The sequence below is a fragment of the Pedobacter chinensis genome (genome assembly GCF_003339865.1).
In the GTDB taxonomy this organism is placed as follows: domain Bacteria; phylum Bacteroidota; class Bacteroidia; order Sphingobacteriales; family Sphingobacteriaceae; genus Pedobacter; species Pedobacter chinensis.
Map to the genome: position 1 here is coordinate 43,185 of NZ_QPKV01000009.1, position 12,014 is coordinate 55,198.

Below are 12,014 nucleotides of genomic sequence, written 5' to 3' on the forward strand. Positions count from 1 at the left end.
ACAAACTTTACCAACAGTACAGCCCTTCTACAAAAAATAAAGTCAGCAGTAAACCTGGTACAATGCCTGTAGGCAGGGTTCTTCACTGCGTTCAGAATGACAATTATTTTTTGTTTTCTCCTTAACTTAATGACATTGATTCCCTCCCTGAAAGGGAATCTTAAAACGCTTGCCTGTTTGAGCCTTATCAGGATTCTGCTCACGTTAATTAATAGATTTTTACTATCCTTTATGATAGCAAACTACTTTCTTACCATACATCAACAATTCAAAAAAGAGGAATAGTGATATTTGGATCATAAAATTGAAAAAAAATCATGAGCTTAATAGATGCACTAAACTGGCGCTATGCCGTAAAAAAAATGAATGGTCAACCTGTAGAACAAGAAAAAGTTGATCAAATTATACAAGCAGCTTTATTGGCCCCAACTTCGTCGGGTTTGCAACCGTTTAAAGTTATTGTAGTCACCAATCAGGAATTAAAAGAGAAGATTGCACCAATCGCTTTTAATCAGTCACAAATTATCGATTCTTCTCATTTATTGATTTTTGCTGCACAAGAAAATTATACAGACGCTGGTATTGATGCTGTTTTTAACAGAATGAACGCAGAACGCGGTTTACCTTTAGAAGCTTCTGACGCATATAAGGCACAATTAAAAGGGATGCTTTTATCAAGATCCGCAGAAGAAAACTTTCATCATGCAGCAAAACAGGCTTATATTGGTTTTGGTATAGCCATTGCTCAGGCTGCTTCATTAAAAGTTGATGCCACACCTATGGAAGGTTTTAACGGACCTGCTTTAGATGAATTATTAGGTTTGAATGAAAAAGGATTAAAAAGCGTGACTTTATTACCATTAGGTAACAGAGATGAATCTGGCGACTGGTTGGTTAACCTTAAAAAGGTTCGTACTCCACTAAACGAATTCGTAATCGAATACAAATAAGAAATTCACATCCATAGTATAATGAAACAAGCTACCCAAAAGTAGCTTGTTTTTTTTGGGTGTTTTTTCGCTTAAAAAGTTGAAAACTTATGTAAAAAAATGTTAAACATGCCTACAATTTAGGTGCTCTATTTTTAATTGGATATATTTACAACCTTAGTATTTAATTTCCAATTCATGAAGATTTTTAGATTATCCTTTTTAATACTCTCCATCCTGTCATTACTAAATCTATCTTCGTCGGCACAAACCGATACTGTTAGCATCAATACCCTCATCGCTAAAACCAATAAAGTTTTAAACGATTACCCTACAGAAAAAATTTATTTACATTTTGATAAACCTTATTATGCGGTTGCTGACACGGTTTGGTTTAAAGCTTACGTAACCGAGAATCAAAACTTTTTATCCGGATTAAGCAAAATCATCTACGTTGATGTCATTAATCAAAAAGATTCTCTCATTCAAACCTTAAAATTGCCCATCACAGGTGGTGTGGCAAATGGAAATTTCCCATTGGATCAGGTTAATTATAAACAAGGAAATTACCACATACGTGCTTACACTATGTGGATGTTGAACTTTGAAGACCCAGGTTTTTTTAATAAAACTTTTTATGTTGGCGAAGCCATAGATAAAGAAGTAAAAACACATATTACTTATAAAAACACCTCCACTGATAAGCTGGAGAAAATTGATGCAAGGATACAATTCAAAGATGCAAACAATAAACCTTATGCTAACCGAAATGTAAACTGGCAAGTGGTAACGAGTTTTACTGTAATTGCCAAAGGCAGAGGCACAACAGATGCAAATGGTTATTTAACCATTGCCATGAGCGCCAATCAAAAGGCAGAGTATCAATTAAAAAAGGGTGAACTTATTACTTCATTAAATACAACTGAAAAGGATGTGGTAAACAATACTTTTCAGTTAGAAAACGCAATTGTCAATAAAGACTTTCAACTTTTTCCGGAAGGTGGGAACTTAGTGGCAGGAATAACCAATAAAGTGGCTTTCAAGGCCGTTAAAAGCGATGGTCTGGGCATAAATTCAAAAGGTACAGTAACCGATCAGGATGGTAAGCAGGTAGCTGCCTTTACAGCGCAACACTTAGGAATGGGTAGTTTTAATTTACTGGCAGAAAGTGGAAAAACCTATAAAGCCAATGTAACTTACGCTGATGGAACTATTCAGAGCTACAATCTACCTGCGGTTAATGAATCGGGCATTACAATTAGCATTGATAACAGCAACGCGGAAAATATTGCGGTAAAAATTCTGTCTAACGATCGCTTTTTTGAGCAGAATCAAGGTAAAAAGTTTTATCTGGTTGCCCAGAGCAAAGGTGTGATTTGTTATGGTGCTCAAACTGCACTTTCCACAAAAGAATACAGCACATCGATTTTAAAATCCAAGTTTCCAATGGGGATTGCGCAATTCACACTGTTTTCTGACCATGGTAATCCACTTAGTGAACGATTGGCTTTTGTACAAAATAAAAACACGCTAAACATTGCTTTATCAACCGCAGCGCCAAGTTATGGTGTAAAGAAAAAGGTAAAAGTGAATATTGCAGCTAAGAAAGATGGTGCTCCTGTTGAAGGCAGTTTTTCAGTAGCTGTAGTTGATGAAAGTAAAGTTCCATCAAGCGAGGATGGAGCAAGTACCATCTTAACGGGCTTACTTTTAAGTAGTGATGTTAAAGGTTATATTGAAAAACCCAACTACTATTTTAATGCTTCTGATGCTAAGAAAAATGCAGATTTAGATGTGCTTCTGTTAACACAGGGGTATCGCAGTTTCAAATACACCGATATCTTAACCGGGAAATTGCCGAAGATTAGCTTCTTGCCAGAACAAGGAATTGAAATATCAGGGGTTTTAAGGATGAATAATGGTATTCCGGTTAGAAAAGGCCAGTTGTTGTTAACTATCCCCGATAAACGCCTTAACCTGGAGGGCACTACAGACCCCGTTGGAAATTTTAAATTCCAAAACCTGGTTTTTAACGATTCTTCGAAAGTTACCATTACCGCAAAATATAATGTGAATTATAAAGCGATGGCGATAAGTTTGAATGGATCACCTGTACCAGGTTTAACCAGAAATTTTAGTGCTGCCGAAGAAGTTTTAAATATAGACAGTGCCTTGACAACATATTTGGATAACAGTAAAAAGCAATATGCTTACCTGCACACACTGAAAGATGTTACCATTAAAGGATCGGTTACGCCGAAAGTTAGTCATAAGGATTATCCTGCTTTGAGTGGATTGAGCCAAATGGCAGATCATGAAATCACTGGCGATCGTTTACAGGGATGTGCCTTATTGATCAATTGCTTACAAGGGATGTTAGCAGGTGTAACCTACCAGGATAATAACTTTTATGTGAGCAGAGATTATAATGCTGGCAAACGAATCCCGATGGGGATTTTCATTAATGGGATGAATGTAGATGTTAATCAAATTAATACCCTGAATCCAAATGAAATAGAATCAATAGAAGTTTTTTTAAGAGATGAATTGGGTCTTGTGAACAGAGCAAATAACGTAAACGGAGTAATTGTAATTAATCAGAAAAAGGCGCCAAAAGGAACAAAAATATCCAAAGCGCAATTGATGGATATGTTGCCAAAAACTTATGAAATTACCTTTTCTCCGCAAGGTTATAATAAAGAAAGGCAATTTTACTCACCAAGATATGATGTACCTGCAAGCATGAATAGAAATGATTTGCGCACTACCATTTATTGGGACCCGAAAATTGTAACAGATGCAACAGGAGCTTCATCTTTTGAGTTTTACAATGCTGATGGCAGAGGCCAATACAAGGTTATTATTGAAGGAATTGATGCCAATGGAAATCTTGGCCGATCGATTTTGAGATACACAGTAAAATAAAGATTGTTCAGACATTCAATAAGAGGAATTTTCTAAAAAGGTTCGTTTAATCGTCCTTCCCCTAGTACTATAATATAGATAAGAGATTCTTCGTGCCTCAGAATGATTGTTATGACATTTACAAATTTTATGCAACCATATTGTATTTATCATGATATGGTGTTTGATTTTTAATAACTGCAGCAATTCTTAGTGCTATTTTATTTCTGACGGCGTTGAGTATACTCATACTGTGCTTACCTTCATCTTTTTTCCTGTTATAGTATATTTTAAATTCCTGGTTATGTTGGATCAGGCTTAAGGCGCACATATGCAGCAATCGCTTTAGTTCCTTGTTCGCCATTTTATGTACCTTTGTTTTACCTTTGATGCTTATACCGCTGCTATGTTGAAATGGTGCGACACCTGCATAGCAGGCCAACTCTTTTCCGCTTGGACGTCCTGCAAAATTTGCGGTGCATCCAATTAGATATACGGCGGTGACATGCCCCAATCCCGGGATGCTGAGCAAAAACCCATGGTTCCTCTTGAAATCCTGATTCTCAGAAATAATCTTCTTGATCTGATCCTCAATGTTCTTAATGGATCTGGTCACGCCCTGGATCGCATCTTTGAGGGCTTTTTCCACCACTTTCTGATGCGACTTCTCATTCACGTTGCCCAGTTCTCTGATGGACACACCAAGACTGGATTTATGTTTGAGCAATTTCGTTCTGGTGGATATGAAATCTTTCAAATGTAAAAGCTGCGGATCTAAGGCAGCCGTTGCTTTCAGGCCATCTGATTCCTTAAACCCATACTTGCACAAACGGATACTGTCTATCTTATCGTTTTTTCCTCTGGCTATTCCAAAGCTCCACTTGATATGGGCAGCATTACCAATATGAAGGGGCAAATGTTTTTTACTGCAAAAGGCCCAGATCAAACGGTGGTAAATTCCCGTGTTTTCGATAACGACCAGGGAATCTTCGCCAAAGGTTACCTTATGTGCTTTAAGCCACTTCTCAAATTGTTTTATTCCAGAGGCTGTGTTGTCAAATCGGGCACTTTCCAATGGCTGTTTGACATAGCTGATGACAGACATCAAAGAAACGTCGAAACAGGGCTTTGAGACATCGATCCCAATGAAAAATTTTGTGTCAGCAATCATCTTGATCATCTTTATTATTCCTTAAATTTGTAGCGATCACCTAAGTTTTGCCCCATCGATCCAAGTCCTTGATAATGGGTAATGCCCTAATTGTTATCTGGTCACTAAGGGAAAAATCGGTAGCGGATTATATCATTCTATAGGTATTCAACCTTGACAATCCTTAATGAGCCGCTACCGATCTAGGTAATCTTTTAATCCTAAAATATAAATTCAAATCATATATTTTAGAGAAGCACAAATCTAAAGGACAAGCACATTCCAACGTTGTCATTCTGAGGTACGAAGAATCCACAGCCGATGAAATACAAACTTTAATACAGCACTGCCCCCTTAAAAAACAAAGTTAGCGATAAACCAAGGTACAATGCCGGTAGGTCAGGGATTTACTTCGTAGCTGCTTCGCGGTCTTCGTGCCTCAGAATGACAAGCACATTCCGGCACTGTCATTCTGAACGCAGTGAAGAATCCACAGGCGATGGAACACAAACTTTAATAACAGCACTGCCCCCTTAAAAAACAAAGTCAGCGGTAAACCAGGTACAGTGCCTGTAGGTTAGGGATTTACTTCGTAGCTGCTTCGCGGTCTTCGTGCCTCAGAATGACAAATCGTAAAAAATTTCTATTTTTAATAATGATCCATAACTATTTCGTATATATACTTACAAACAAGAACAAGACGGTAGTGTATACTGGAGTAACAAATGATTTATCAATCAGGCTTAAACAACATATCGAGAATACACAAAATAAATTTGCCTTTACAAAAAAGTATAATTGTTTTTATTTAGTTTTCTTTGAAAGACATCAATTCATAGAACACGCCATCGAAAGAGAAAAAGAAATAAAAGGGTGGACAAGAGTGAAGAAAAATTCCTTAATAGAAATTGAAAATCCAAATTGGAGATTTCTGAATGATGAAATTTTTGCCGAATAATCCTACACACTGTCATTCTGAACACAGTGAAGACCTGCGAAGCAAGTATGAATACAATTAAAAATAACGTTATTAATGAATAATCCGCAGCCGATGGAACACAAAACTTTAATGCAGCACTAACCGCCTTAAAAACAAAGTCAGCAGTAAATCAGGTACAATGCCTGTAGGTCAGGGATTTACTTCGTAGCTGCTTCGCGGTCTTCGTGCCTCAGAATGACAAGCACATTCCGGCACTGTCATTCTGAACGCAGTGAAGAATCCGCAGCTGATGGAACATAAAACTTTAATACAGCACTAACCGCCTTAAAACAAAGTCAGCAATAAACCAGGTACAATGCCTGTAGGTCAGGGATTCTTCGTGCCTCAGAATGACAAAACCAACCTGTCAATTTTGAACGTGGTAAAGACCTGCGAAGCAAGTATGAATACAATTAAAAATAACTTTATTATGAATAATCCACAAGCGATGGAACACAAAACTTGAATACAGCACTGACTTTTATAAAAACAAAGTCAACAACAAATCAAGTACAGTGCCGGTAGGCCAGGGATTTACTTCGTAGCTGCTTCGCGGTCTTCGTGCCTCAGAATGATAAACACATTCCAACGTTGTCATTCTGATCAGAAGGACAAAACCCAAGCAAAAGGTAGTTTGCTAAAAGAATGATTTAGCAATTAAACAATTGTAATCAATACAGAACATCCAAAACGTTAATTTTAATAAACAGGATAAGGGATTTTTTCTCCTTTCAACCCGGCTACGATATTTTCAACAATCAATTCTGCCATTGCGGCTCTGGTTTCTTCCGTTGCCGAGCCAATATGTGGCAAAACTGCTACATTTTCCATATATAATAATGGATTGTTTTTCTTCATCGGTTCCGGATTGGTTACATCTAAACCTGCGCCCCAAATTATCTTTTCTTCCAAAGCCCTAATCAAATCTTGTTCATTATGAATTCCACCTCTTGCGGTATTAATGAAAATCGAAGCAGGTTTCATTTTTTTAAAAACATCGATTGAAAATTTTCCCGTGGTTTCTGAAGTAAGGGCTGTATGAACTGTTAGCACATCACTTTGTGCCAGCAATTCGTTAAAAGAAACATATTCAGCCTGAATTTCCTGCTCAGCTTCCTCGTTTCGCGATCGATTATGATAAACAACTTTCATATTATAGGCAGCCATACACTTCTTCGCCATTTCCAGTCCAATTTTGCCCAGGCCAAATACGCCCAATGTTTTACCATTAAGTTCTATACCTAATTCTGGCGTTGGTTCATAGTTTTGCCATTTGCCATCAATGATCTTTTTATGGAGATAAAAAGCTTTTCTGGAAACAGCCAGCATTAAAAGAAACGCGGTATCTGCCGTTGCTCCACTCAAAACCCCAGGTGTGTTACCTATTGGAATTTTTAATTTCTTAGCTTCTCCAACGTCAACCTGATCAAAACCCACAGAATGAAGCGCAATAACTTTTAAATGTTTGCATGCGTTCAAAAATTCAGAATCAATTTTATTCGGACCAACGCTTACTAATCCAGCCTGATTTTTACAAGCTTCAATGAGTTCTTCCTGGGTAATTTGTCTGTCTTCTTTCCATTGTGTGATGGAAATATTATTTTCTTCCAATTGTTTTAAAGCAATTGGAGCAATGTTGCCGCTTATAAATACTTTCATGATTAATTAACAGCAAAAATTTAGAGGTGTTTTTATTAATAAAAAGATTATTCTTAATCTTATTTTACAGTAGCGCTTTTCCGTTGAAGGGTATGGGCACTAAAATAACCCAGCGCATTATTTGAAATATTTGAAGGCGGATTAGCGGGCGTAGTGCCTTGATTTGGTCCACGGCCAGAATGCTGGCTTAAGGCATACCAGTAATCAAATATGTTTGAATCAATCCCCTCCATTTCTATACTGATCTTGTCTCCTGTTTTCAATCCATCGTCATCCTCATCATCTGATTCATAAAATAGTTGAATACGCAACCTATTGCCATTGGTTAACCGATCATTATTTACATATATCCTCCTGGAAAAAAGGTTATTCACATATAAATTAAAATGATAGAAATTGGTTTCATTAGCGGGATCTACTAAATAGGCAGCAGCGGTTTTGCGTTCCTTACCAAAAAAGGAATTGATCACTACGCCAATTGAATCCAATTTAACCAGGTTCGGCATTTTAGAGCTTGCCGAAAAAGTTTTGCCTTCAGCCGAAACATTTAAACTATAAGTTACGCCAGAAATCCCTCTCATTCTACTGGTATAAATTCCTGGTTCTTTTTCAGTAAACACATAATTATTACCCCTGCTATCGCTTACCTTTACCGTTGCACCGGTAATTTTGGGGTATGAAGTTTTTTCGTCATAACCAACCGATTTACTAATGATAATTTGCTGATCGGTAAACTGGTCGGTAATTTTTCCTTCTATCACGATTTGTGGTTCTGCATTATTTGTATCTATTTCAATGATTTTCTTGCAGGCGGTAAAGCAAAAACTTAAAATGGCCAGGTATATAATTAGTCTTTTCATGATTTTAAAATTTAAAATTCCAGGTTATGGATGGAATTAATCCGAATAATGATGTTTGTTCGGCAACCGTTCTACTCGGGTCATTAGGGTCGTTTATAAATTCAATTGAGTAAGGATTTTTCCTTCCCAAAGCATTGTAAACCCCAAAATTCCAACTTGAATGGAATTTTCCGGTATTCTTTCCTTCTAATGTTGCGCTCAGATCCAGGCGCATGTTGTAAGGCATTCTACCTGCATTTCTTTGCGTATAATAATAAGCGGTTTGTCCGCTAATAATATATTTACCTGCCGGAAAAGTTACCGCATTTCCCGTGCTATAAATAAAGCTCGATGAGAAAGTCCACCGTTTATTCAAATTATAAATCACTACAAGTGATAAATCATGCGTTCGATCCTGCCTTGAGGGAAAGTAATTTCCATTGTTAAGTTCGGCAAATTTTCTTTCTGTTCTGGATAAGGTATAGCCCACCCAACCATTTAATTTGCCAAATTTCTTTTTGAAAAAAAGCTCTAATCCATAAGCTCTTCCCTTACCATACAATAATTCTGATTCAACATTTGTATTGGCCAAAAGCTCTGCAGCATTTTTATAATCAATTTGATTTTGCAGCCATTTATAATAAACCTCACCAGAAAATTCATACTTATTCTCATCAAAGTTTTTGAAATATCCAAGAGCAATCTGATCTGCAATTTCCGGTTTGATGTTGTTGCTGCTCAACACATACTGATCGGTTGGCGAACTTGATGTAGCATTGGTTAAAATATGAATATTCTGCGTGTTGCGGTTGTAAGATGCCTTTACAGAATTTTCATCGTTGAACAAATAACTTAACGAAAAACGTGGCTCAAGGTTGAAATAATTTTTGTAAAATTTACCGCTGGGCACATTATCCCTTGATATTGTATTTCCAGCTGCATCGTATCTGCTAAAGTTGCCCGGACCTAAAAGCGAAAATGCAGCCAGCCTGATACCGTAGAGCAAATTCAATTTTTCTGTTACGGCCCATTCATCAGAAATGTAAGCTGCACTTTCCAAACCATAACGTTTTTCTTGTGTTAAAGGATTTACCTGAGATTCCTGATCGGTTGTAATATCAATTGGAGAAATACGATGATGCGTGGCGTTTAAACCAAACCTTAATGTATGTTGATTGCTGAAGTATTGAAAATCTTCCTTAAAATTGAAATCACGAACCAAAGATGTTGCTTTGAAATTAGTAACGTCATTTAATAATCTTACCGTGTAATTGTAATTATTATAAATTAATGAAGTATTAGAAAATAAACGATCGCTAAAAATGTGATTTAAACGGATGGTTGTCGTTACATTGCCCCAGTTATTTTCGAAAAGATCTTTCACACCGATGTTGTCCTTACCAAAATAACCAGAAATATAGATAGTGTTTTTATCATTGATTTTATAGTTAGCCTTTGCATTGATATCGTAAAAATTAAGGGTGCTTCCATTGATCGATGAATCAGGCGATGCCCTTAAAAACAAATCGATATAAGTTCTTCTAAAGCTAACCATAAACGAACCTTTATCTTTCACAATTGGTCCCTCTGCTTTCAGGCGTGAGGCAATTAATCCAATCCCCCCTTGAAACTTAAACTCTTTGTTATTTCCATCATCCATTTTAACATCTAAAACGGATGATAAACGACCGCCATATTGCGCAGGCATTCCGCCTTTGTAAAGGCTTACATCTTTGATGGCATCAGCATTAAAGGTAGAAAAGAAACCCAATAAGTGCGATGAGTTATAAACCACCGCTTCATCCAAAATAATTAAATTTTGATCTGCAGCGCCTCCACGCACGTAAAAACCAGTGTTACCTTCACCTCCTGATTTTACACCAGGCAAAAGCTGAATGGTTTTTAAAACATCTTTTTCACCCAACAAAACCGGAATAGAATTTAAGGATTTCATATCGACCCTTTCTAAACCCATTTGTGCACTTTTTACGTTCTCGTTTTTACGATTATTTGCGCTAACTGTAACTTCAGCCAGTTCATTTGCTGTTTTGAGCTCTTCGTTAAGTTTGGTATCCTTATTTAAGTTGATTGTTTTTGAAATCGATAAATAACCGGTATAACTGATGGTAACGGTATAATTTCCTTCAGGTTGTGTTAAAGCAAAATAGCCATAGCTGTTGGTCAGAGTTCCTACAGCGGTTGTTCCTATGATTTTTATTGTTGCGCCAATTAAGGTTTCGCCTGAGCTTGCATCGCGAATGGTACCACTTAAAGTAAATTTGTTTTGAGCTAAAACGCCTGAGCTGGAAAAGAATAAAAAGAAAATGAACAAATACTGTTTTATCGACATATTGAACTGCTACCTATTTTGAAGATGGTTTTCCAAATGTACGAATCCAAGCTCTTTTATTTGAATGTGTTTTAATTGGAGTTTGCAGGGTAAACTGCAATTCTGTGCGACCTTAACATATATGGGCTTAATTGTTCTTTACCAGCCTGTTGAAACGAAATTAACTTTGATGATTCTTTTGGCATATGGCAATCAATGCAATTACTGGTTAACATTCCTTTCGCCAAAGTAGCTTTTGTGTGATTAGTGGTTTTATGGCAACTCATACACCGTTGCGAATAGATACTTAAATTGCCTTTAACGTTTTCATGGGTGTTGTGGCAAGATTGGCAAGTCATTGTTTCACTTTTGATATAGCAGCTACTGCTCATTAACATAGTGGTTTGATTGCCATGAATATCGGGGTTTCCTCCGCCAAAACCTACAAATTCCTGCGCATAATAATCACCCAGGCTATCGCCCGGTTGGAATTCAAAAACCGACTTTAGGGGTAAAACATTATTCCCGGAATGACAAACACCGCAGACATCCATTTTTTGCCTGCGGGTTAAACTTTTATAAACCGTTATAAATTTAGATTTCTTCTCTTCCGGATTCTCCATGTGGAAAACAACATGCTGTTTTCCTGGCCCATGGCAACGTTCACAATCTATTCCATAAATTAACGATCCCTTTTCCATTTCTTCATCAAGGGAAATACCCGATGTTTGCGTCAGTTTTTTCTCTGCATACGAGGCATGGCATTCCAAACACCTGCTTGTTATTCCCCTATCGTAATAAATGGTATTTTTAGGAAAGCCCGGACTGTTTGCCCAATTGTTAATGGCCGAAAAATACGACAAAGGTAATTCATACAGCTTCTTCCCCTTCCAGTAAGCATAGGTAAATGCCTTTTCCCCTGATCCGAAAGCAATATCAAAACGTTGTGCCCTTACTTCTTTTCCATCTGTATAAGCAACCTGGTAAATACCGCTATCTCTTTTTTCAACAACTACTTTTTCATGTTCACCGAAATTAAACGAGTTGGAATCGGGCGCAAATACTTTTAACAATTCCTGATCAATTACAGGCATAGAGGTTAATCCATGCGGACTATGGGCATAGGATCGGGATAAATCCTGATGGCATTTTACACACGTTTTGGCGCCGGTATATTGCTCTCCTCTAATATCCTTTGGTAATTGGTCAGCCGTATTCATGCATC

8 protein-coding genes are annotated in these 12,014 nt (G+C 37.2%); 3 read left to right on the forward strand and 5 right to left on the reverse strand.

Annotated elements, in window-relative coordinates; all coding sequences use genetic code 11:
- Positions 1-317: 317 nt before the first annotated feature.
- Together DU508_RS18980 and DU508_RS18985 are read left to right on the forward strand one after the other, a co-directional pair.
- Positions 318-950, forward strand: coding sequence for an NAD(P)H-dependent oxidoreductase (locus DU508_RS18980; RefSeq protein WP_115404350.1), 633 nt, complete (start codon positions 318-320; stop codon positions 948-950).
- A 177-nt stretch (positions 951-1,127) separates the two neighbouring features.
- Positions 1,128-3,854, forward strand: coding sequence for a carboxypeptidase regulatory-like domain-containing protein (locus DU508_RS18985; protein ID WP_233509674.1), 2,727 nt, complete (start codon positions 1,128-1,130; stop codon positions 3,852-3,854).
- Between the two features lie 127 nt (positions 3,855-3,981).
- Here the strand turns inward: DU508_RS18985 and DU508_RS18990 are convergent, their stop codons facing one another.
- Positions 3,982-5,004 (reverse strand): IS110 family RNA-guided transposase, encoded by a 1,023-nt coding sequence (locus DU508_RS18990; RefSeq protein WP_158542211.1) that lies wholly within the window; start codon positions 5,002-5,004, stop codon positions 3,982-3,984.
- A 634-nt stretch (positions 5,005-5,638) separates the two neighbouring features.
- Between DU508_RS18990 and DU508_RS18995 the strand changes: the two genes are divergently transcribed.
- Positions 5,639-5,941, forward strand: a complete 303-nt coding sequence (locus DU508_RS18995) for a GIY-YIG nuclease family protein (RefSeq protein WP_115404454.1) — start codon at positions 5,639-5,641, stop codon at positions 5,939-5,941.
- 720 nt (positions 5,942-6,661) lie between these two features.
- Here DU508_RS18995 and DU508_RS19000 read toward each other — a convergent pair.
- The 4 genes from DU508_RS19000 to DU508_RS19015 all read right to left on the reverse strand — a co-directional run bounded on the left by DU508_RS19000 (position 6,662) and on the right by DU508_RS19015 (position 12,009).
- Positions 6,662-7,621, reverse strand: a complete 960-nt coding sequence (locus DU508_RS19000; protein WP_115404352.1) for a 2-hydroxyacid dehydrogenase — start codon at positions 7,619-7,621, stop codon at positions 6,662-6,664.
- Positions 7,622-7,680: 59 nt separating this feature from the next.
- Complete coding sequence (locus DU508_RS19005) at positions 7,681-8,481, reverse strand: DUF4249 domain-containing protein (protein WP_115404353.1); 801 nt, start codon at positions 8,479-8,481, stop codon at positions 7,681-7,683.
- A gap of 4 nt (positions 8,482-8,485) precedes the next feature.
- Positions 8,486-10,810, reverse strand: coding sequence for a TonB-dependent receptor (locus DU508_RS19010; protein ID WP_115404354.1), 2,325 nt, complete (start codon positions 10,808-10,810; stop codon positions 8,486-8,488).
- A gap of 71 nt (positions 10,811-10,881) precedes the next feature.
- On the reverse strand, positions 10,882-12,009 hold the full coding sequence (locus DU508_RS19015; RefSeq protein WP_158542212.1) for a multiheme c-type cytochrome: 1,128 nt from the start codon (positions 12,007-12,009) through the stop codon (positions 10,882-10,884).
- Between the last annotated feature and the right edge of the window lie 5 nt (positions 12,010-12,014).